General features: G+C 45.6%; 16 protein-coding genes and 1 pseudogene. 8 read left to right on the top strand and 9 right to left on the bottom strand.

The genetic code is table 11. The annotated features are described in order from the left end of the window. Positions 1-10: 10 nt before the first annotated feature. Together L6I86_RS23770 and L6I86_RS23765 are read left to right on the top strand one after the other, a co-directional pair. Positions 11-2,167 (top strand): hypothetical protein, encoded by a 2,157-nt coding sequence (locus tag L6I86_RS23770; protein WP_236290904.1) that lies wholly within the window; start codon positions 11-13, stop codon positions 2,165-2,167. A gap of 59 nt (positions 2,168-2,226) precedes the next feature. Continuing rightward, a complete protein-coding gene (locus L6I86_RS23765) occupies positions 2,227-2,451 on the top strand; it encodes a helix-turn-helix domain-containing protein (RefSeq protein WP_236290903.1) in 225 nt (74 codons plus the stop codon). Positions 2,452-2,479: 28 nt separating this feature from the next. Here L6I86_RS23765 and L6I86_RS23760 read toward each other — a convergent pair whose 3' ends face one another. Both L6I86_RS23760 and L6I86_RS23755 read right to left on the bottom strand, forming a co-directional pair. Beyond that, on the bottom strand, positions 2,480-10,861 hold the full coding sequence (locus L6I86_RS23760; RefSeq protein WP_236290902.1) for a beta-sandwich domain-containing protein: 8,382 nt from the start codon (positions 10,859-10,861) through the stop codon (positions 2,480-2,482). Between the two features lie 213 nt (positions 10,862-11,074). After that, positions 11,075-13,273, bottom strand: coding sequence for a YhgE/Pip family protein (locus tag L6I86_RS23755; RefSeq protein WP_236290901.1), 2,199 nt, complete (start codon positions 13,271-13,273; stop codon positions 11,075-11,077). Positions 13,274-13,469: 196 nt separating this feature from the next. On the opposite strand from L6I86_RS23755, the gene L6I86_RS23750 reads away from it, so the two are divergent. Then, on the top strand, positions 13,470-14,360 hold the full coding sequence (locus L6I86_RS23750; protein ID WP_236290900.1) for a LysR family transcriptional regulator: 891 nt from the start codon (positions 13,470-13,472) through the stop codon (positions 14,358-14,360). Here L6I86_RS23750 and L6I86_RS23745 read toward each other — a convergent pair. The 3 genes from L6I86_RS23745 to L6I86_RS23735 are packed head-to-tail and all read right to left on the bottom strand — an operon-like array spanning position 14,320 to position 16,035. Further along, on the bottom strand, positions 14,320-15,333 hold the full coding sequence (locus L6I86_RS23745) for an NAD(P)-dependent alcohol dehydrogenase (RefSeq protein WP_236290899.1): 1,014 nt from the start codon (positions 15,331-15,333) through the stop codon (positions 14,320-14,322). The genes L6I86_RS23750 and L6I86_RS23745 overlap by 41 nt on opposite strands. A 32-nt stretch (positions 15,334-15,365) precedes the next feature. Continuing rightward, complete coding sequence (locus L6I86_RS23740) at positions 15,366-15,587, bottom strand: helix-turn-helix transcriptional regulator (RefSeq protein ID WP_236290898.1); 222 nt, start codon at positions 15,585-15,587, stop codon at positions 15,366-15,368. A 1-nt stretch (position 15,588) separates the two neighbouring features. After that, positions 15,589-16,035, bottom strand: coding sequence for a hypothetical protein (locus L6I86_RS23735; protein ID WP_236290897.1), 447 nt, complete (start codon positions 16,033-16,035; stop codon positions 15,589-15,591). Positions 16,036-16,211: 176 nt separating this feature from the next. On the opposite strand from L6I86_RS23735, the gene L6I86_RS23730 reads away from it, so the two are divergent. From L6I86_RS23730 to L6I86_RS23720, 3 genes are all read left to right on the top strand, one after another. Beyond that, positions 16,212-17,783, top strand: a complete 1,572-nt coding sequence (locus L6I86_RS23730) for an ABC-F family ATP-binding cassette domain-containing protein (RefSeq protein WP_236290896.1) — start codon at positions 16,212-16,214, stop codon at positions 17,781-17,783. A 14-nt stretch (positions 17,784-17,797) separates the two neighbouring features. After that, on the top strand, positions 17,798-18,241 hold the full coding sequence (locus L6I86_RS23725) for an SRPBCC family protein (RefSeq protein WP_236290895.1): 444 nt from the start codon (positions 17,798-17,800) through the stop codon (positions 18,239-18,241). A 275-nt stretch (positions 18,242-18,516) separates the two neighbouring features. Further along, positions 18,517-18,909: a VOC family protein gene (locus L6I86_RS23720; protein WP_236290894.1), complete on the top strand. Its 393-nt coding sequence runs from the start codon at positions 18,517-18,519 to the stop codon at positions 18,907-18,909. A gap of 7 nt (positions 18,910-18,916) precedes the next feature. On the opposite strand, the gene L6I86_RS23715 is transcribed toward L6I86_RS23720, so the two are convergent. The 4 genes from L6I86_RS23715 to L6I86_RS23700 form a co-directional block, all read right to left on the bottom strand. Continuing rightward, positions 18,917-19,441 (bottom strand): hypothetical protein, encoded by a 525-nt coding sequence (locus L6I86_RS23715; protein WP_236290893.1) that lies wholly within the window; start codon positions 19,439-19,441, stop codon positions 18,917-18,919. 92 nt (positions 19,442-19,533) lie between these two features. Beyond that, the gene (locus tag L6I86_RS23710; protein ID WP_236290892.1) at positions 19,534-20,190 is read right to left on the bottom strand and encodes a DUF2306 domain-containing protein; all 657 of its coding nucleotides are present in this window, start codon (positions 20,188-20,190) and stop codon (positions 19,534-19,536) included. Positions 20,191-20,327: 137 nt separating this feature from the next. Beyond that, positions 20,328-21,092, bottom strand: coding sequence for an exodeoxyribonuclease III (locus tag L6I86_RS23705; protein WP_236290891.1), 765 nt, complete (start codon positions 21,090-21,092; stop codon positions 20,328-20,330). Between the two features lie 558 nt (positions 21,093-21,650). Beyond that, positions 21,651-22,283 carry a hypothetical protein gene (locus L6I86_RS23700; RefSeq protein ID WP_420851920.1) on the bottom strand — a complete coding sequence of 211 codons (633 nt, stop codon included), beginning with the start codon at positions 22,281-22,283 and terminating at the stop codon, positions 21,651-21,653. A 263-nt stretch (positions 22,284-22,546) separates the two neighbouring features. Between L6I86_RS23700 and cysK the strand changes: the two genes are divergently transcribed. Further along, on the top strand, positions 22,547-23,485 hold the full coding sequence (cysK, locus tag L6I86_RS23695) for a cysteine synthase A (RefSeq protein ID WP_236290889.1): 939 nt from the start codon (positions 22,547-22,549) through the stop codon (positions 23,483-23,485). A gap of 65 nt (positions 23,486-23,550) precedes the next feature. Further along, positions 23,551-23,775: pseudogene (locus L6I86_RS23690) on the top strand (hypothetical protein); the annotation flags it as partial. Positions 23,776-23,824 lie beyond the last annotated feature (49 nt).

Raw genomic sequence — 23,824 nt, 5'->3', positions numbered from 1 at the left:
ATAGCCCATCATGATCATCAAAATTCACCATAAGTGTGTGGCAGCTATAGCTTTGTCAGCACTGCTTACGCTAGGAGCCATTACACCTGTCTGGGCTGATAGCAGCCCCTCCACACTTGTTCTAGATGTGGGAAAGGTCAACATGACTGGAAACAGTTACTTTGAGTTGAAACAGATTCATCTTCTACAGGATCAAAGTGGGAGGTTAGCGACATTTACCATTTCCATTCATAATGAGGGCAGCAGTGAACTGCAATTTATCGATTATTGGGTGCGTCTGAAAAGCAAATCGGGTAATCAATTCTCAGTTCGATTACTTCCAGCAGATAAGGATAAGAACCGGGTAGCTCCCGGTTCAACGACAGATATAACGTTTTATGCAAATGTGAATACGAGCACGAACTTACAAGATCTCGTTGTGCAATTTATTAAGTGGGATTTCAACCAATCTAATTTTGAACGAGTTTTGGGTGAAGTAGCCATTCCTGATGACTATACAGATGTCACACCTGCTGATCTTGCATCTGTGATTTCTGTCGGTGGAACTAACGTGAAGGCTTCGATTAAAAAGTTCGTCAGTAACAAGAATGAGAAATATTATGTTCCAACGGTGTATGTGAGTTTGGAGAATGTTGGAAGTCATACCGTAACTATTCCTGCGTACCTCTTCTCTATTCGTACTTCAGAAGGGCTGCTGTATCCGATGGAAGCCAAAGGATTGAAGGATTTGCAAATTAATCCGAAGGAGACGAAAGAAATTCAGCTCTCTGGCTCGATTCCGGTTGCTGTTGCTGAAGATGCTTGGCAATTAGCGGTTGCGGAGACAATTCCAGACTTGAAATTGAATGTTGCCGTTGCGAATTTCCAGCTTCCAACTGTTTCACAGCAGGAAGGAGGCTCCGTAGGGAAGGCATATACCTTCACAAGTAAATCTGGAGTGTATACGACTCAGCTGAACGGTTTGCACAGATTGCCCTGGGAGGATCAGGATCTGCTTACAGCCGATTTAACACTGAGCAATAATGGGGAAGAAGCACTGCCTATACCGAAATTATCCGGATATTTCTTATTGGATGACGCAGTGAAAATTGATGCAAAGCTTATCCAGACGGCTAAAGTGATCGGGTTAGGAGCAGGTGCAAGCGTCAATCTGCAAATTGCAGGCAAGGTGCCCTATACATACGAGTTCTCTCAAATCAAATTAGTTCTCCAAGAAAATGAAGGGGAAACAGTAGGAACGGGAACAGGTACAAGTACAGGCAGTACTACAGCAACTGACGTGCTGGAGTTCTCGACACAGGCTGAACTGCAAGCCATTCCATTCATCGGTATGGGGCAATTTTATACATCGAATGATATCGGGCGAAAGGCGAAGTACGGGGTTCGGAGCGTGTCGACTTATGAGGATAAAACGAATATCATGTACTCCGCGATGGTGGAAGCCACTAATTTGGAGAAGCGGTTCACGAATGTGTCCAAGCTTGTTGCCAATTTCCGTTCGTCAGACGGGACGGTATTCCCGGCAAACGTTGTTGAAGTGAAGAACAAGATTAGTCCTACTGGCAAAGCGCTGCTCAATGTTTGGGCAACGGTTCCCAAGGGATTCTCCACGACAAATATGAATTTACTTCTAGGAGAGGCAGTTACGGAAGGCAAGCTGTCGGAAGGTGAGAAATCCGTTCCAGATTCCTATGTGAATCCAATAGCTTACTGGCTGCCAGACGAGAAGACGAATGTAGCAACAACACTTAAAAATGTGGATTTATTCCCGTATACGATCTCGATTGATAAAATAGGAACATCCATTTCGGACGGTGTATTTACGTTGCAATTCAACTACGAGTTAACCAAAGAGAAGATGACTGAGATTAATACCGAAGGTCATAACTTGCTGCTTGTTTTTGAAGATGGCGGCGGAATTAAGCGATTTGAGAGGGCATTTGATTTCAAAGATTTCGATGTCATTAATGGAGATTCATCGGCGGATGAAGATTCTAAGATTCGTCTTGGTAAGAGAGATAATTTTAAAATAACAATCCCAGATCCTGGCCTCATTTATAATACTAAGTTTCTACAAAAATATACATTTAGCATCTATGACGAATTCCAAGGCCAACGAAAGTTGCTAGCCACACAAAAGGCTGACTGGTTTATTACTACGGACTAAAAACCGTTAACATTGGCGAGGCTGTAGGTAACAATCTTTTGGATAGGGGCTAGCCGCGAATGAAATTTGAACTGGGTCGTTGTTTACTACAAGAACGCTTGGATGAGCATGGAATGAGTAGGGATGAACTAGCGCGGGCCCTGTTTTATAAGCCTGAGCGGATCATTGACTATATGGAAAATAAGAGAGTCATGCCTTTACAAGTGGCAATTTCCGTTGCGGATACCGTCGGTTGTCAGGTTAGGGACTTGTATGAGTTGATTAGTAAAAATCCCACCCTCTAATATAGAGAGTGGGATTTTTGCATTTGTTTTATGAAGATGGATTCGTAAATATAATTTCAAAATCAGGCACGACTGAATTATCTCTGCTGTATCTCAGTTTCTCGGCTGCATCGGCTATGTAGGTGAGAACAACTGGGAAAGTTGACGTATGTCCAAATGAGAAATCATACACATTGGTGGAATAGCCCGTACTGTACCTACCTAGGTAACCGTTTAGGTTACGTGCGGTTACAGAATAGAACAAGTTTCCAGTTATGTCTTGGTCAAATGCGAGACTGTAAGTGTCTGTGCTCGCTGATTGTGTTTGATGATAAGATGCTATGACACGCATGCCATTAATTATTCGGCGGATCGAACCTTCTGTGAGTACATTACCATGAGCTGTGTAGGCCGACTCCAAGTTGTTAGAAAGTTGGATAAAGTTAAGTCCAAGTATGCTTGGCAGATTGCCTGCAGTAAATAACAGTTCATCCACAATGTTCAGTGTATGATTAGCCACGGAATGCTCGATCAAAGCGGCTTGTCTACTTACTGAAATCTCAGTTGCAATCGGAATATACGAGTAACCAACTCGAACCTTTAATGCATCGATCCATAAAGGAGTTGCCAAAGCCGATTGCAAGACTTCAAAGCTATAAACTCCGCCTCCAAGATTTAGGAAGTTCGAGAACAATGCAGAGTCGTTTAAACCTCTAGTCTCCCCACCAACGATTGCTTTCACATCCTGCGAAGTAAGGCCCGTATTCCCTTCGTTGTATAAATTAGCAACCTTGAATGTTAAGACAACATTGGATCCGTCACTTTTTAAATGCTGGCTAATCATTTGAGTGGCATAAACAGTTGGATTATAATCTCTAATGGAGAAGCTAGGCACCTTAGAGAGCAAAGTATTCAATTGTGTGCGACCGAGTGGTCCGCCATCTTCCATAAACACATCCAAGATCACTTGTTTTACATACTGTACGTTGGTAGCATCCGCATGATAAACGCCATTCGCTATTAAATTTTCTAAATTCATTGCATCCCAAGCCGTAGGATAATTATCGACATAAGCGTAGAGCGCTTGGTTAAGAGATGCAGTGGAGGTGTACTCCCTAATAATGTCTCCTAGTAAATTTGAAATTTGATAGTTCTGTAAGCCGACGAATTCCGCGCGTTTGGCTACGATTGCTCTTTTGTAGTTTTCGAAAGCCGTATCCACGATATTACCGACACACGTGTTTTTCAAATCGTCCAAAGTTAAGGAGGCAGTTCCTCCGCTTGCTGCGTATGCTTGAACGGCACCCAGCGCAGATCCACTATCTACGGCTTCCAACTCTAGTGTTTGACTTATCCCGTATAACGCGTTCTTTGCTGTGAGTGTGAAATGCCCTGTGCCCGTAACATTCAGGTAGCCCTCTTGGGAAATAGTTGCAATCCCACTTGGCTCAATGCTCCAGACGATGTCTTTATTCGTCGCATTATTAGGTGCAATGTTTAGGCTGACTGTACTGGAACTATTGGTGGGTATACGATTAGAGTTCGTATAAATACTGATTCCAATCGATGTAACCGGAATCCCTAAATCTGGAGTAGTTACGGATAATTCTTCTGCTTGGATGACTACTCCTCTAAGAGAAAGATCCGAAAGGGTATACGTTGTCGAGCTCTCTTCGCCAGCAAACACGATTTGATAGGAGCTGCTGACATTATCGTATACAAACGAAGGGAAAATCTCGCTATCACTTAGACTTGTTTCTTCACCGTTTATCTTAACTGTGAGATCGTTGGCTGTGTAGCCTTTTAACGAAATCCCTTTAGTGTTTTTGATACTCAAACGAAGAGCTACATGCTTCGTTCCAAGTCCTTGTTGAATAGGTGTTCCTGCCCAGTTAGATAATTCAGGTGAAGGTAAGCTGTCATTAATTGCCTCTTGAATCGCTGTTCTATTCAAAAGCTTATAATTGCCGCGCTGGAACTCAAGCTCCATGAAATGCTCTGCTACAGCAAGTTGCGAGGCGGAGGAAATGCCAGTTAGTTGATAAGCACTGAGAATGGTTTCAGCGTTATTGTTGAGCACTGCCCAATTGTAAGTGCTAAAAATGCCTGACATTAACGCTCGCTGAATCACTGGCGCGGTATTCGCAACATCTATCCAACCTTGCATTTTTGCAACAAAATCTTGATCGCTTGAGGCTGAAAGCAGTGCGTCCTTATCCATATTAAGAGCAAATTGATACAACTCGATCTGAGCCCCGTCTATATTTTGAAGCCCTGCACGGATGAAATCATATTTGGTTATCCAAGTCATGTTAGCTATCTCTAATCCATAGCGGATATCCGACAAGACCTTTGATAAGGATTTATGAACATTGATTACGGCAGACGGTACTGAGATATTCCCTGTGCTATCAACGGCATACAGCACATAGTCACCTGGAGGGACTGATGCTAACTTCAACGTAGCTTGCCCGTCAGTTGAGGCAAACACGTTTGTTACTGCGTGAGAGGTAATCTCCGCTAATATGCGTGTTGTTCCCTCTGGCACTAAATAAAGCGTGGCGGCTTCATTCAAAGTGGCCTTGACATCTTGTAGATCAAGCTCCACGTCACCAGTGGAGACAGCGGTAAGGGTAGGTGGTACCGTATCGTGCTCTGGCAATAATCTGACGTTCGTCAGTTGTACTTGGCTAGCGTTGGAGTAACTATCTTTTTGAATTGTTTTCTCCGATTGACTAGTAAAGTGAATCGATCGGTTTGGAAGATTTAAATTACCGTAGGAATAGATATTTTCAGCTACATAAATTATTGAAACATTTGGATTAGCAAGTGCATTTCCTAATCCTTCGGCGTTATTTACAAACGCAGTAAGATCGCTTGTACCATCCGTGATAAAGTAATTCTTCTGAGGTACTATTTTAATAAATCCATCATAATTTCCTAGGCTGTTTAAATTAATTGCCCCTACGAAGCTGTAGAGTGCTGCTCGAAGTTTCATTTCGTCACTGCCAACGTCACAATACATATCTAATCCACTCCACCCGACACCAGGAGATGAAATTGAAAAATTAGGAGAAGATAGCTTGATGTTGGAATTAGAAACGGATACCCCTCCGAGCGAGATAGGTCGGTTGAAATTGAACGATGCCGTTAGATGGATATCATTGAGTAATAAAATATAAGGAACGCTAGTATCCGCATATGCCGCTAGTAGCTGGGTTTCGTTAGTTACTGCTACACCTTGTTGCAAGTAAAGATATTTATAATTTTGACCCTTAGAAACAGTGAACGGCTGCATCGGATACAAAATATATCCCGACTTTTCAGTAGTAAGGGTATAACTTGCATTTGCAGGGATATTTGAAAAGCTGAATGTACCTTCGGCATCTGACGTGACTGTTTGCGAATAGCTACCGCCAATTGCCCACAAAGTGACACTTACATTAGCTAACATGGGATTATTATTGGTTGCATCGCTAGCTCGAACAACACCTGTTATTGTTCCAACTGGTTGAAACTCAATTGTACCGATACTGTTAAGATTTGGTGCAACTGTCATCGCAGTTAGCGGAAGTTTAGGCTGGTAGTCTACAATGGCGATCTCTTGAATCGTATATCCCACAGGCAGATTATAAAATGTGAATTGACCGCTTTCGTTCACATAAGCCGTGTAGCTAGTCCCTGGAATTGTAGCTTGTGTATACGTGATGATCTCACCAGTAGTGGATCTGGCGTAGCCCTGAACATTAGCCGTTTGATGCGTGAGGCTCACCGATACCGGCGAACTCTCATTTTGCGTGACCGTCACGGAGATATCTTGGCCTATGTAGTTATCAGCTGAAATCTGTAGGGTGTAGCTGCCCAGTGGGAGGTTATTGATTGTAAAATTGCCAGATGCATCTGTATATGCCGTTGTTTCGGTTCCTTTAACACGGATTTGTACGGATGCTAAGCTGCTGCCAGTAGTAGAAGTAATGCTTCCGATTATGCTACCTCGGAGTTTTTGCATGATAAGATTGCCAAAATCCTTGCTTTCACCTGGTGATAAATTAAATGGAAGCAAATATACAGTCTCATAGTTGTCTTTCGTGACCTCTAGCTGTGCATCGTTCCGAGGCGTAACATCGTCGAACGTAAATTGTCCAGTCGCATTGGTGCTTGTGGAAACGCCATCGAGTGAGACTAGGGCTTCGCTTACGGAATTGCCTTCCTCATCAATTAACGTTCCTTTTACACTACTCGTGATCGGAGTGAGGCTTACGGTAACAGGCGTATTCTCGTTTCTCGTGACCGTTATCGTCAAACTTTGTCCCATGTAGTTCTCCGCAGAAACCTGAAGTGTATAGTCACCTACAGGCAGGTCACTAATCGCAAAATGCCCATCTTCATCGGTTTCAAACGTACGATTAGTTTCTGCTATTGTAATTATTGCAGATGCTAGATTCCCACCGAACGGCAATGTAATATTTCCTGAGATACTGCCTTTAGATTTCTTAATTATCAGATCGCGAAGATCCTTGGTTTCACCTGGGGATAGGTTAAAAGGAAGCAAATGTACAGTCTCATAGTTGTCTTTCGTGACCTCTAGCTGTGCATCGTTCCGAGGCGTAACATCGTTGAATGTAAATTCTCCATTCTCATTGGTGCTTGTGGAAACGCCATCGAGTGAGACCAGGGCCCCGCTAACGAAATTTCCTTCCTCGTCAACTAACGTCCCTTTTACAATACTTGCGTTCGGAGTGAGGCTTACGGTAACTGGAGTAATCTCGTTTCTCGTGACCGTCACCGTCAAGCTTTGTCCCACATAATTCTCCGCGGAAACATGAAGTGTATAGTCGCCTACTGGCAGGTCACTAATGACAAAATGCCCATCTGCATCGATTTCAACCGGTCGATTAGTCTCTGTTAGTGTGATTAGTGCGGATGCTAGATTGCCACCGAATGGCAAAGCAACACTTCCTGAAATACTGCCTTTGGATTTCTTGATGACCAAATCGCTAAGCACTTTGGATTCACCTGGTGATAAATTAAATGGAAGCAAATATACAGTCTCATAGTTGTCTTTCGTGACCTCTAGCTGTGCATCGTTCCGAGGTGTAACATCGTCGAACCTAAATTCCCCAGCCGCATTGGTGCTTGTGGAAACGCCATCGAGTGAGACTAGGGCTTCACTTACGGAATTGCCTTCCTCATCAACTAACGTTCCTTTTACACCACTCGTGATCGGGGTGAGGCTTACGGTAACTGGAGTAATCTCGTTTCTCGTGACCGTCACCGTCAAGCTTTGTCCCACATAATTCTCCGCGGAAACATGAAGTGTATAGTCGCCTACTGGCAGGTCCCTAATTGCAAAATGCCCATCTACAGCGATTTCAACCGGTCGATTAGTTTCTGTTAGTGTGATTAGTGCAGATGCTAGATTGCCACCGAACGGCAAAGCAACACTTCCTGAGATACTGCCTTTAGATTTCTTAATTATCAGATCGCGAAGATCCTTGGTTTCACCTGGGGATAGGTTAAAAGGAAGCAAATATACAGTCTCATAGTTTGCTTTCGTGATCTCTATCTGTGCATCATTCCGTGGAATAATACCTTCGAACGTAAATTGTCCAGCCGCATTGGTGCTTGTGGAAACGCCATCGAGTGAGACTAGGGCTTCGCTTACGGAATTGCCTTCCTCATCAACCAACGTCCCTTTTACAATACTTGCGTTCGGAGTGAGGCTTACGGTAACTGGAGTATTCTCGTTTCTCGTGACCGTCACGGTCAAGCTTTGTCCGACATAATTCTCTGCGGAAACGTGAAGTGTATAGTCGCCTACTGGCAGGTCACTAATTGCAAAACGCCCATCTACAGCGATTTCAATCGGTCGATTAGTCTCTGTTAGTGTGATTAGTGCGGATGCTAGATTGCCACCGAACGGCAAAGCAACTCTTCCTGAAATACTGCCTTTGGATTTCTTGATGACCAAATCGCTAAGAATCCTTGTTTCACCTGCTGTTAGGTTAAAAGGAAGTAAATATACAGTCTCATAGTTTGCTTTCGTGATCTCTATCTGTGCATCATTCCGTGGAATAATACCTTCGAACGTAAATTGTCCAGTCGCATTGGTGCTTGTGGCAACGCCATCGAGTGAGACTAAGGCTTCGCTTACGGAATTGCCTTCCTCATCAATTAACGTTCCTTTTACACTACTCGTGATCGGAGTGAGGCTTACGGTAACTGGAGTATTCTCGTTTCTCGTGACCGTCACGGTCAAGCTTTGTCCGACATAATTCTCTGCGGAAACGTGAAGTGTATAGTCGCCTACTGGCAGGTCACTAATTGCAAAACGCCCATCTACAGCAATTTCAATCGGTCGATTAGTCTCTGTTAGTGTGATTAGTGCGGATGCTAGATTGCCACCGAATGGCAAAGCAACACTTCCTGAAATACTGCCTTTGGATTTCTTGATGGTCACACTGCCCAGATCCTTGATTTGACCTGTAGCTATATCAAAGTCAGGCACGGTCACTGTCTCGTAAGTAGCTTTCGTGACGACAAGTGTTGCACCAATGCGCTCCGTAACATCATTGAAGGTAAATTCCCCACTCGCATTGGTGGTTGCTGAAACGCCATCTAACGAAACAGTTGCACCTACAACGAAATGGCCACCCTCATCAATAACCGTTCCTTTTACAATGCCTTTAACAGGCGTGAGGCTTAGTGGAACTGAGCTAATCTCATTTTGTGAGACTGTCACTGTTCTGACATTACTCAAGTAGTCCGCGGAAGAAAATTGTAGTGTATAGTCGCCGATCGGTAAGTTGTTGATGGTAAAATCGCCATTTGCATCGGTTTCAAACATGGCATTTGTTTCTAGAATAGTGATGTGTATCGCTGGCAAATTACCGCCATACACAGAAGTCACCTTGCCTGAAATAGAACCTTTGGCTTTCTTGATGGTCACACTGCTCAGATCCTTGATTTGACCTGTAGCTAAATCAAAGGCAGGCACCGCCACCGTTTCGTAGGTAGCTTTCGTGATGCTGAGTGCTGCACCGCTGCGCGCCGTAACATCGTTGAACGTAAATTCTCCACTAGTATTGGTAGTTGCTGAAACGCCATCAAGCGAAACAGTTGCACCAACAACAAAGTGGCTATCCTCATCAATAACCGTTCCTTTTACAATGCCTTTAATAGGAGTGAGGATTACTGGAACTGAACTAACTTCATTGTGTGAAACCGTTACCGTTCGGACATCACCGACATAGTTAGGAGAAGAAAACTGTAGCGTATAGTCGCCGACTGGCAAGTTGTTGATCGAAAAATCACCATTGGCATCGGTTTCTAGCACCGTGTTGTTTTCTAGAATAGTGATGTGTATCGCTGGCAAATTACCGCCATACACAGAAGTCACCTTGCCTGAAATACTGCCTTTAATCACGATAGGAGATAGCCGGATTGTTCCTGTATCATATACAGTTTCTGAAACGGTAATACCTTGGATATCTATAGGTTGGAAACCTTCTTTTATTACATGAAGTGCAGTTATTCCCAAGGGGAGGTGGGTAAGGGTAAATGACCCGTTATTATCTGTCGAGGTTGAATAGGTAGTTCCAGTTACGCTAACGAAAGCTTTACTTAAGTTTTGACCAGTGGCTGACGTAACGACACCTCGAATACTTCCGGTCAGCTGTGGACTAACTACTTTAGCAAGCTGAAGAGTAGGTATCGTCGTTAAGCTGCCATTTGTTACATGAAAGTCTTGTCTGGCTTGCGAGTAGGTGTCCTTTGTTACGGTAAGGTTGTGGTGGCCGGTTGGCACTTCGCTCAAGTTGAAATAACCGCTAGAATTTGTAAGCACAATCATAGGTGTGGAGAGACTATCGACTGTAACAATTGCTGACGCCAGACCCAAACTGTCAGGTCCATACACGTAACCAGAAACGGAACCGTAGGTAGGGATTTTTCTCAAAATCAAATTGCTCAAGTTGCGAGTGTCCCCACTCAATATATTAAATACCTCTGATGAAGCCGCGGCATAACCTTCCTTTGTAACTTCAACTTTCGTCTGATAAGTAATAGGGACATCGTTGAATTGAAAATAACCCAATTCATTCGTCTGCATGTGCAAACTGGTTCCTTCAATATTGATCTCAGCCTTATTAACCGCAGCACTGTTCTCATCCGTGACGAAGCCTGTGATTGTCCCAAGACTTGCTTCCTTATTACTAGACTGAATTTGTCTTAAGAGATTTCGTATATCGGCTTGATCAAATATATTTTTCCCTGTAATCGTACGCATTGTTTGTGGATCTTGAATGGCTTTCACCACATCCGCAATATCAACGCCATTAGTGTCTTGATCCAGTGTATAGCTGGCCAATACCGATGTTGGCAAAGTGCTAGACAGTAAACAAATACTTATAAAAATCTTTAACTTTTTCATATATGCATCTCTCCTACAAAAAGCTATTCCAGACCCGTGGATAGTTCATTAGATACACAAATCGTATCATATGTCGGGAGTTTTTTGTTGGTTTTTGGCGATTTTTATTAGAAACTAATGGAAAGTCGCTCCTCAATAGATTATGAGTACCTATAAAAAAACAAAAAGGGCTAAGAATCACCCAAATGGGGACTCCTAGCCTTTTGTATTTATTCAAACCGTAACAGGCATCAACTGCTCATGTTCATCGTCAGTACTTTCCGTCTTTTTACGTGTAAGAAAGTAAACACTGGTTAGAATCAAGGAGCCGACAAGGTAGATACTCAAGTAGCCCACTTGATGCCACATGTCCGTGTACTGACCACTGGAAATGACATACCGGAATCCTTGAATCGCATAGGTCATTGGCAGCCAAGGATGAAGGGCTTGAGCCCAATTGGGCAGCAACTCCAGCGGATAGGTCCCAGCGCTTGAAGCTAATTGAAGAATCATCAGCAGCAGAACAACGAAGCGACCTGGTTGATCCAGCCATGTGACGAACATTTGGATAATCAGCATGAAGGTTAAGCCGACGACGAAGGTAAAGACATAGAACAAGGGAACACTCTGGACCTTCAAATCTAGCACATAGGTGAGGACGGTCGTTGCAATCAAAGCTTGGAAAGTACTCATTAGACTAAAAGTAAGCAGCTTGCTTACCAGTAATCGAAGCCCCCGTGCCCCTGGCGTGGATGTGCTTCTGGCTGCATAGATGGTCGTGAACACCAGAGAGCCTGCAAATAACGCCATGGATATGAAGTAAGGAGCAATTCCGTTCGCGTAGATCGCAACCTTGCGGTCATCATTGGCCGTAATCTTCACGGGCTCTGCCAGCATTTTGATCGTATTGTCATCCGCTTTGACGGCTGCGGTTTGCTTCGCGGCATCGTTCAATTTCGCAGCCAGTTGTCCGCTGCCATCCACCAACTTCGGTGCACCAGCGTCAAGCGCAGTCGCTCCTTCATTTAGTTGCGCCGCACCGCTGGCTACTTTGTGGATACCCGCGGTCATTTGCGTCATGCCGCTGGCCAGATCTCCAGCTCCAGTGCTGACTTGCGCCGCGCCGCTTTGCAGCTTGATGCCACCAGCGGATAGCTGTGGCAAATTCGCATTGAAGGTGTGCAAGCCATCAGCCAATTGCTGCCCACCTGTCTGCAGTTGCGTTGCACCCGCAACGAGTTGCTTGTTGCCGTCACGGAGCTTCTCGGCACCAGTGACAAGCTTTTCCGTGCCCGAAGCGACAGCCTGCCCTCCTGTGAGGAGTTTCTTCTCCGCGTCATGCAGCTTCTTGTTTCCTTCTGCGACATCCTTGCTGGCTGCAAGGAGCTTAGCTACTGCCCCATTCGAGGCGAGGTCAGGATGCGCCGCGACGAATGCTTCAAGACCTGAGGCGAGCTGCGCGGAGCCGTCTTCCAATTTATCAGATGCGCTTAGGGCTGACGTAAGGCCTTCTACTAATTGTGTGCTTCCTTTGGAAGATGAGGCTAAGCCGGAGGCCAATTGATCGGCTCCCGTTTGGGAAGCTTGCAATCCCGAGACTAGGGAAGATGCGCCTGCTGCTGATTTTTGAGCACCTTGTTCCAGCTGAGCGCCTGCGTTTTGCAATTGGCTCACCCCGCCAGCAAGAGTAGCGGCACCTTTGCTTACTTCCAATGCGCCTGCGCTTAGGCTGCCGGCCCCTTTTTGCAACAAGCCAGCACTGTCGTCCAATTGCTTGGTGCCATCTGCAAGAATAACTAAATTGGTTTTCACCTCATGAATCCCGTCACTTAAGGTCTGTGCGCCAGCCTGAAGATCGGAGGCACCTTTTCCTGCTTCGCTGAGCCCGTTCGAAATGGTTTCGAATTCGGAGAGAATACTCGTTGAATAGGCTTCTGTCAGCGTTTTGGATAATTTATTTTTTAACTCCTTCGTTGCGCTTTCTCCGATTTGACCGGCAACAAAGTTGTAATAACTGTTTGATTCGAATATGATTTCCGCCTGTTTCGGTGTCGTGCTTGTAATCGATGCGGCATCCGTTGAAAAGGTTGGGGGAACCGTGATAGTCGCGTAATAATGGTTATTTCTCATTCCCTGTGCAGCTTCTTCTGCACTCATAAACCCCCACGAAAAGCTGTTGTTTTCCTTCAGCTCATCGATAAACTCATTGCCTACATTTCGTGACTCGCCTTCAAAATCAGCACCCTGATCCAAATTGACGACGGCGATAGGGAGTTTCTCCAATTGGCCGTAGGGGTCCCAAGTTCCTTTTAGCAAGAATCCACTATATAAAATAGGAACTAAGGCGACAGCTACGAAAGTAATGATCATCATAGGGTTCCTAATAAAGCGGCGAAATTCAGATGCAAATACGTTTAAAATGTTTTTTTTCAATTGCAATGCTCCTTTACGTGTGACAATCGTCGTTAATGATGTTCCCTTTTTTCAAGCAATTATTCGAAAGATGTAAGACTCCATCTAAGGTGACTCGGCAATGTGAATAGGATTACTGTATAATACCACTAACAAATGATAAAATATATTTAAGTTTAATTTATTTACCTAAACAAATAGTTAAGGATGAGAGACATTGAATATTATACAGCTCCAATATTTCGTTGATTCGGCGGAGTCGGGTTCGTTTACAGAAACGGCCAAAAAGCACGGAATTACCGTACCCGCCGTCAGTCAATCCATCAGTCAACTAGAGAATGAATTAGAAGCTACGCTTTTTACCCGTTCCAAAAAAGGGATTGCTCTTACACAGGATGGGTTTAAAGCTATGAAATATGCACGTACCATACTAACTAACGTACGAAATATGAGAAATGAGCTCTCCAAGTCCAATCGAATCAACACAGGAAATATCGTAATCGCCACCATACCTGGCATGGTTTCGTTGGTAACGGACACCACGATTACCTTTATGGGGATCTATCCTCATATTAATGTTCAACTTTTGGAGGGCGATAATACAGCGGTTATGAATCAGGTGATGAAGGGGGAAGCGGATATGGGGTTCGTCTCCTTGTCACGGGAGAGTCAAGACGACTCCTTCACGTGGGAGCCTGTGATTCGCGGGGAAGCGGTCATTGTGGTGAATAAGCAATCCCCTTTACGGTTTTTAACAGCGATAACAAGCTCCGAATTACATAATGAAGTATTGGTTATTTATAAAGATGCTTATATTGAGAGGGTTGCAGCGGAATTGATTGCAGGAGACTCTGGCAACCGAATTGCATTAACGACGAATAACACCCAAGCCATCATGCAAATGGTTAGCCGCGGTAATGCCATCACCATCGCAACGGATTACATCGTGAATACGATGCCGGAGAAATTCAAAAACGGGGTCGTCACGATACCGATTGGGAAATATAAAAAATACCCGAACTATCTCTGGCGAATTACGAAGAAGGATGTTGAAGTGACTGCGATCATTAAGGAGTATACGCAGCATTTGTATGCGAATTTGGAGTGAGGGATTGCCCACCAAACGTAATAATCACATTCCCCTTCTTACGCCCTGTTTCCACATACGAATGAGCCTCAACCATCTGTTCTAACGGATAGCGTCTATCAATCACGGCTTTCATGTGACCCATCTCAAAAAGCTCCGCGAGAAACGCGAGATTCTCTTTCTTCTGCTGTAAACCCGAAGTTGTGAATTTGGCTTTTTTGCTGCCGATCTTAGATGTCCATAGCATCTGAAGCATAATGCCCAGCGATGGAACGGTCGTGAGATAGACACCTTTTGCAGAGAGCGAGCCTCTACATTGTGTGAATGAACGTTTGCCTACAGCATCGAAAATAACATCGTAAGTTCGGCCGTTTTTTGTAAAATCCTCCTGCGTATAATCAATAACCTGATCCGCCCCCAGCGACTTCACGAATGAGGCATTCGTGGAACTGCACACACCCGTCACTTCTGCTCCGAAGTACTTCGCCAGTTGTACCGCGTAAGCCCCTACGGATCCGGAGGCGCCGTTGATCAAGATCTTGTGTCCCCGTTGAAGTCGTGCCGTATCTCGGAGAAATATCAATGCTGTTAAGCCGCCATCACAGAGACCAGCAGCCTCTTCATAGCTCGCGTGAACTGGAAGTTTAGCCAGTGTGCCAGCTTCAGGCAGACAGACGTACTCCGCATAGGCCCCGAAAGTAGTCGGACTTATTCCAGAAACGCGATCGCCAACTTGGAAGGCCGTGACGCTTTTACCCACTGCATCAATTTCACCTGCGAACTCCACGCCGAGTATCGTATATTTGGGTCTGTGCAGACCATACATCAATCGGATGATGAAAGGGTCAGCCTTGCGAAAAGCGCAATCCGAAGGGGTGACAATGGCCGCGTGCAGTTTAATCCTTACTTCATTGTCTTTGGGTTCTGGCTTATCTACCTCTTTCAGTTGAAGCACATCAGGTGACCCGTAGGTGGTACATACAATCGCTCTCATGGGAACCCCTCCTGGATTGAAATTGATCTTTCTCACACCTGCTCATCCTCGATAAAGAAAACATCCTCCAACGGTAACTTGAAGGCACGTGCAATACGAAAAGCTAATTCCAAAGAAGGGGAGTATTTGCCCTGTTCGAGGGCGACGATGGTTTGTCTGGTTACCCCAACTTTGTCTGCCAACTGCTGTTGCGTCATTTCATCCTGATTAAATCGTAATTTCCTTATGTGATTGCTGATCAGACTTTTGCCCATCTTAAACTCCTTTCCGATAATGATAGAGCTGCGTGAATACACCGGCCATTTCTGACAAGAACCCTGAGAAGATCAGAATGATGAACATCGTGGCAGGTGTCATATCCATTACCAACGATCCCATGGCTAAAAGGAAGCCAAGCGTAAAGGCATAATGCGAATTTCTTGTCGCTTTCAGATCAATTAATTTGTCGAGTTCATCGGAGAAAGAAGGCTCCAATTCTTTGGTCGTAATGCGATAAATGATATTGAAAATAATAGCAATAATGATTTTAGCTACAATGGATACCGGGATTAAGATTAAGATAGCTGCGGCCCAAAAGCGGAGAGTTTCCGTCGTATCCATATTCGTATCCTGAACCTTTTGAAAGACATACCAACAATAGAAACCAAAAATGAACACCGTGCTTATAAATGAGACGATATGCTTTTTCTCTTGATAGGACATTTTTTTTCATGCCTCCTGTATGTTCATTTTTACTTTTAGTAAAGTATTATATACACAATGTAACGTATACCATACATGAAGTCAACTGTACAATACACCATTTAATTAAAAATGTCTTGATCGCAAACATGATATAATCAGCCTAGAATGAATGATGCAGGTCAAAGGGGATAGCCATGAGTGTAATTCGATTGGAGAATGTTACGAAGAAATATGAGGACGCGATGATTTTTCGCGATATTTATTTTAAAGTGAGTCAAGGTGAGCGAATTGGCTTAATTGGACGGAATGGTGCGGGGAAATCGACGGTTTTTAGGCTGATCATGGGGAAAGAAGAGCCTACATCAGGCAAGATAGAAGTTGATCCTTTGGTTAAAATAGGGTATTTCTCGCAATTCTCGGAAATGACCGGAAGCTTGTCCGTTCAGCAGGAGTTGGAAATGTGCTTTGAGCAGGTTGCGTTGATCGAACGCGAGTTGCAGGAAGTTGGTGAGAAGCTCGGTACGGTCACGGATGACGGCGAGATGGATAAGCTGCTGACGAGGCAAGCTGAGCTATTTGAGCAAATGGAACATTTGGACGGATGGAACGTTTCTGTAGAGATCAACACCGTTCTAACGAAGCTTGGATTTAATGAGCGGTCGCGTCATCAGCCTGTCGATGAATTGTCCGGGGGCTGGAGAAATCGTGCTGCGCTTGCCAAAATGCTCATAGAGCAACCTGATGTTGTCCTGCTGGACGAGCCGACCAATTACTTAGATATCGAAGGGATCGCTTGGTTGGAGCAGTGGCTGTATCGGTTCAAAGGCGCGATGATTCTGATTTCTCATGACCGGGAATTTATTGACAAGGTCGTCACGCAAGTGATCGAGATCGAGAACTATCGCTTTCAAGATTATGAGGGGAATTATACCGACTATATCCGCAAAAAGAAGATGCGCAAAAAGGAGCTCGACCGTCAATTTGAGTGGGAAGAAGAGCTGCTCCTCATGGAGTCGGAGGCTATCGAAAGCCGCGCCAGCAAAAAAATGTCCAAGGACCGTCTCTCACGCCAGCTAGCCGATAACAAAAAACGGATTGAACCGCACCCCGTCAACGTCCTGATCACGGATATTTATGAGCGTCTGCGGTTTCCGGACAAGCTGTGCGAGGTGAAAACGATCGGTCAGACCTACGAGGATAGGACCATCTTTGAGAACGTCAGCTTCGATATTCAAAAGGAAGACCGCCTAGTCATCGTAGGCCCGAACGGAAGCGGGAAATCCACGCTCATCAAGGTGCTTACGGGACAGGAGAAGCCGGAGTCCGGCGAGGTGATCTGGGAGAAAGGCGTCAGCTACGCGTATTTTAACCGGATGTGGGAAGAGCTTAATCCGAAGGATACCGTTAGCCATGCGGTGAATACGTACGGTCTCGGACTGGATGCGCCGCGGAAAAAGGTGAACAAATTCCTCGCCATGTTGCAATTTTCGGAGATGGACCTCAGCAAGTTTATTGGCAACTTGTCCGGCGGTCAGAAGGCGCGGGTCGCGCTAGCGAAGTGTCTCCTCTCCGGCGCCGCGGTCATCATCTTGGATGAGCCGACGAACCATCTCGATCTGATGAGTATTCAAGTCATGGAGCAGGCTCTGATTCATTTCCCTGGTGCAGTCATTACGGTCAGCCACGATCGGTTCTTTATTGATAAAATCGGCACGAAAATGCTGACGTTTGACCCGGCGACGGGGGTAACTGAGCAGAATTTATAGGAGGAGAGGTTAGTATGGAACAGTTTACAGTTGTCCAATGTATTTGGATTCAGGCTTCGCTGGAGCGAGCATGGCAAGCGGTAACGGAAGGCGAGCAGCTTACGGAGTGGTACTCGCCAGGCTCGCCATGGGACGTCCTGGAGCTTTCGCCGGGGGCTGAGGTTTACTTCCACCATGCACCGAACGAGTACCATGAAGGGACGGAGATTGTCACCTTGCGAGCAACCATTGAGGCGGTGGAGCCTCTGGAACGCTTCGCGTTGCGTTGGGAGTTTAGTGTACCAGATTCGGAGATGATCACGACATTTCTCACTGTGGAGGAAGGTGACGGCACACGTGTGACGATCACCGAAACGGGCTATGAGACCCAAGAGCAGGCGAAGCCGACCGAAGAGGGGTATGCCATGTCGTTGGAGAATTTGAAGGCTTACTTAGAGGGGCATGAGTTGCCGTATTAGAAGCGAGATCCTCAGCATCGTGAGCTTGGGCTCACTTACTGGATCACATACAGTTAATTTCAGGGCTTTCCGTCGAAAACGAAGAATGGGAAGAATTAACTGTACGTTTTCCATCAATCGCGGATAAATAGGAGTTTAACGTCAAATTAGATGGCGTTTTTCCAGTTAATCAGCTGACACGGCCGCATGATCTTTATGGAATGAGAACACTTGATCCTATATAGGCGTGCGTGTTACAATTTTAGGAAATAGACAAGAAACGGTGGGATTGCACGATGAGAATTCAATTAGAAGGCATCACGATGTTATCAAAGGATGTTGCACGACTAGCTCGTTTTTATCGGGAAGTGCTTGGTTTTCGAATTGTGGTGGAAGAAGCGGATTATGTTGAATTCGACAATAGCGGCGTTCGTCTAGCCATTTTCACGACTCCCCTCATGGCGGATAATACGAATGGTCATCCTTCGTTTTTGGAAGAGCGCAAAGGGCAAGCCTTTGAGTTTAATTTTCAATGTGACTCACCAGAAGACGTGCATGCTCTTTATAAGGAGTACATCTCCAAAGGGGCTACGGCGATTATGGAGCCAAAGGTGAAGTCATGGGGACACGTAACGGCCTTCTTCGCTGATCCGGATGGGAATATCCATTCACTTTTCGCAGTTAACTAACCCGGAATCAACGTAATGTCACAAACGCATCAGGATAGTTTCGGATGTAGGTCGCTATACCTTGATGAGTGATCTCTGCAGCATCTAGCAAATCTGCGTATAGCGGTCTGACCTCCGACATTAGTTTGGGATCTTGCTCGAGATCCGTTGTAGAAATATCAAAGTTGGTGATATTCCTCGGGTGATTTCGTTTCCGGAGAAGCGACTCCATTTGCTCAACAAGAGACAGTGTGGAGCTGTCTTCAAAAAAGCGCAGCGCGCTTTGTAGACCCGACCATCTCGCCGGCTGCGCTAGGAAATAGGCACTCCACCAATAGAAATCTGCCTGTGATTTGATGGCATGGGTATGATAGACGTGGAAGGCGAACAAGGCCTGTTGGCCTGGTGAAAGTTCTTGAAATAGCCCGGAGGTGAAATCTTCACCTCGTGTTTGAATCTCTTTATAAGCTTGAATGATTGGCTGGAAGCAGGCTGCTATAAGTGCTTCGTCGCCGGAAGTATGGAAGATGTCTTGCCTCATTTTCACTAGCACGGACGTATCACTCCTTCTCTTATAGTATACAGGAGGATTACGAGGAAATACCCCTTTCTAAAACGAAGGGGGTTGATGTGCATCATGCTAATCTAAGCGTTTAAAGGTTTTGAAATTCTGCCAATCCCAGCGCGAATGATCATCTCCGCTAGGAGTAAATTCGGCAACCAACAGATCCAAGCAATAACACCGAACGTATCATTCGTATCCGTGAGACCCCAGAACACAGCTGCGAGCGGCGTCATAACACGGAGAGAAATTGCTGCGCAGGACAGTGCGTAATTTCGTAACATCCATTGACCGTGTGCGCGTGGGTTGCGATCAGCAATAATGCTTTTCAAGCTTTGGTACAGTGTGTATAACCACATGAGAGATAGAGCTCCAAAGCCAAGCTGAGCGCTCAAACCACCGCTAGTATAATAAGCCATGTAGAGACCAGTCACACCTGCTACCGTAATCATCGTTGCGTAAGCAAAGCCAATCGCGCGATGGACATTCGGTGTTCGGAGGCGAAGCCTCTTGATGAATTGCAGCCAACCAATGCCGAGCGCAATGCCGCCAGAAACAGCGTGGAACCACAGAACGGTATACCATAGATCAGGCATGGTACCTTTCTCGGTAACGAAGCCTTGATCTTTGATATCGTCCGGGTTGCCATACAGTAACAAGGCATAAGCCGCGATCCCAATGGCTAGGAAAGCTAGAATACCAAACACCCAATTCCGTCGTCGTCTTCGGTTTCTCTTCATTATGCATCCCTCACAGCTCTCATCGAATTCTTATTGATTCGATTTTACCATTCAGGGAGTTATTTCCAGAAGCGACCAAGGTCGGAGCGGTCGCTCCTCCTTAAGGCGGGGATTGGGATCAGCCAAGTGCCAAGTGCTTAGGCTAATTCTAACTCTAACTCCAAAACCACCGGACAATGATCGCTCCCTAGAATATCACAGGCAATGGACGCCTCTGTGATCTTAGGTGCTAATCGCGCTGACGCGAGGAAATAGTCAATTCGCCAGCCCACGTTCCGTGCACGAACGCCTGGCATATTGGACCACCACGAATACACATCGGTTCTCTCCGGGTATAGGTGCCGGAACGTATCGAGAAAGCCCGCTGCTAACAAGTCCGTCATTTTGCCACGCTCTTCGAGGGTGAAGCCGGAGTTGTTGTGGTTGCCTTTGGCATTTTTTAAGTCGATCTCGTTATGGGCAACGTTCAAATCTCCGCAAACCAGCACAGGCTTAACCGCATCCAATCCGCGTAAATACTCACGGAACCGATCCTCCCACTCTAATCGATAGGGCAATCTGGATAGATCACGCTTCGCATTGGGCGTATACAAAGTCACGAGGTAGAAATTCTCGAACTCTAACGTCAGGATGCGACCTTCAGGCTCGGAGTCTTCTTCGATACCGTATCGGACAGAAAGTGGCTCTACTTTCGAGAAAACGGCGGTGCCGGAATACCCTTTTTTCTCCGCATAGTTCCAATATTGCTTATATCCGTCTCCCAGATCGAGGTCAATCTGCCCCTCCTGCAGCTTCGTTTCTTGCAAGCAGAAGAGATCCGCATCCACCTCTTTAAAGTAATCCGTAAATCCTTTATTCACACAGGCTCTCAAGCCATTTACATTCCAAGATACCAGTTTCATTGTCGATTCCCCTTGCGCTCTTATGATTTTTATCATCTGAAAATCAGTGTACCATATGTTCGCGCCAGGGTCGTCCTAATATGCGGATCTTCCCACTTACAGTTAGGCCACGCTCTAGAAAGCCTCCCGCAACTGCCTCTACCAGCCTGCCAAACTAGAAAGCCTCCCGCAACTGCCTCTACCAGCCTGCCAAGCTAGAATACCTTACCCAACTGGCTCCCCCCAGCAGCTCCATCGATCTCCCCACTGGATAAATACAGTACAATACTGTTTTTACCCCAGAGAAATCAATTTTGATTGGACAAATCCACTCTAATAACTGAAACGAGCCCCAAATAAAACTATTTCAGAGCTGTCTACTGTATAAATCCAATGAAACACCCATTTCATCTCTCAATTTTAGAAGTACATTGGATAAATCCAATGGGGAAGGCTGGGCAAAGAGATAGGTATTTGCAATGCAGGGGATAGGAGAGAAAGAGGCGGGCTTAGGTGAGGGAAAAGAACAGAAAAAGAACAGAAAAAGAACAGAAAAAGGTAATTAATCGCACACACTACTCACAAATGCTCCATCGAAACCTGATTTAGCTCATAATATCGAACATCCTCCCCGCGGACAACGGGTGTTAAATAGCCCTTGTCGACCAAATTTCGAAGCCGTTTGCGTGCGGTTCGGAAATCGACATCGAACTGTTCGATGACATCCTTCGGCCTCACCCGGCTGCCTAATTGCCAGGCCAGTCTAAGCATTTCTTTTTCCATAATGGCAGAGAAGTTCGTCGCTCCATGGCGAATCATACGTGGGCCGATTACCATCTGCAGCAGCATCCGACAAACATCAGGACGATGCTGAATATCGTCGAAGGAGAAATGGATCATTTTCCAGCCCATGCCCGTCAAGAAAGTTTCACGATTCAACGAGTAGCTAAACTTCTCCCGATCCATGTCCTTCACATGACTTTGAAAACCATCACATTCAATCCCGAAACGACCGAAAGGAGTTAAATAGGCAAAATCGATAAACTGAGATTTTCGATTCCAATCGTAGATCTCATACTCAGGGTGCAAATGGTCAAAATGCTGAAACAACGGATACCAGACTTGCTGAAGAAAAAGTTTCTCCGCATAGTTATGTCCCCGCAGGAGACGTCCTTTTCTTTCACCGCTACGAAGTGCAGTATGCTTCTTCATAAAAGTTTGATGAGCTAGTTCAAATTCCATTCCTTCCGACCTCCGATTCTGGCTAAAATAAAAAAAACGCCCTTTCGCCACATTGGCAAAAGGACGTTCCTCGTCTCTGAATTGTAGTATAGCAAATCCCGCAATATAAGAAAATACCACACTTCTTCATCAGGATTATTGATTTAAGTTCCTTCGAAACAGGTGCTATACTTTAAACATATCCAACTAAACGTATCGGTTTAATATTACACCTGCGAAAGCGAGGGTCCTCCATGACCAAAATATATAATAATTTAACAGAACTCATCGGAAATACACCGTTGCTGGAGCTCTGGAATTTCAATAAAAGGCAAGAGCTTGAAGCTCGGATTGTCGCGAAGCTGGAGTATTTCAATCCGGCGGGCAGTGTAAAGGATCGCATTGGCTTTGCTATGCTGAAGGATGCAGAACGCAAAGGGAAGATCAATCAGGATACCGTCATTATCGAGCCGACGAGCGGGAATACGGGCATAGGTCTGGCTTTTGCTGCAGCAGCTTTAGGCTATCGGTTGATCATTATTTTACCGGACTCGTTCAGTGAGGAACGCCGCAAAATTGTAAGAGCCCTTGGCGCAGAGCTTGTGCTCACACCAGCTGCTGAAGGCATGCAGGGCGCTATTCGCAAAGCCAAGGAATTAGCTGCTGGGCTGCCCAATTCCTATATCCCGCAGCAGTTCAGCAATCCAGCCAACCCTGAGGTTCATCGAACGACCACCGCAGAAGAAATTTGGCGAGATACAGGTGGGAAAGTTGATATTTTTGTAGCAGGCGTAGGTTCAGGAGGTACGATTACGGGGGTAGGAGAGATTCTGAAGCAGCGACATTCCGATGTTCAAATTGTGGCTGTTGAACCTGCAGATTCTCCCGTGCTGTCTGGCGGCACACGTGGTGTGCATCAGATCCAAGGGATCGGCGCAGGTTTTGTGCCGGATAACTTCAACCGGGCCATTGTGGACGAAATCCTCACTGTTAGCAATGAAGAGGCGATGGAGACGGCGCGTCAACTAGCCAAAAGCGAGGGGCTTCTCGTCGGCATTTCGTCTGGGGCCGCAGCCTTTGCAGCCGTTCAACTGGCAAAGCGACCTGAGAATAAAGGGAAGACAATCGTCGTTATTCTGCCGGATACCGGGGAGCGATATTTGTCATCAGCGCTTTTTGCAGAGCTCGAATAGGCATACTTACAAAGTCCAATAGACCGTGAAGGGTAGCGAAATTGCACCTATCACGGTTTTTTTGCATGCAGAAAACACTTGACTTCTTTTTGTTCGAGCTTTCGACGATGGAAGGCCGCTATGTAGCTGGCTTTGGTCAGGCCTACGATATTGATTTGGCAGCGAAGAAGTTTGAGCATGAGGCTTGGACTGTGCCGGTTGAATCCCCAATGGGGTCATCGACACCGCTGGAAGAAGTTGGAGGATTAATGTATCACACAGGCATTCATTCTGGTCAAATTTCGCTGTAAAAGAGAATGCGGCAGAAGTCACGGCGCAGCATTAATAGACATACATAGT

It is taken from the genome of Paenibacillus allorhizoplanae (genome assembly GCF_927798215.1).
Classification (GTDB): Bacteria; Bacillota; Bacilli; order Paenibacillales; family NBRC-103111; genus Paenibacillus_E; species Paenibacillus_E allorhizoplanae.
This window is presented reverse-complemented; position numbering and strand designations above follow the sequence as displayed.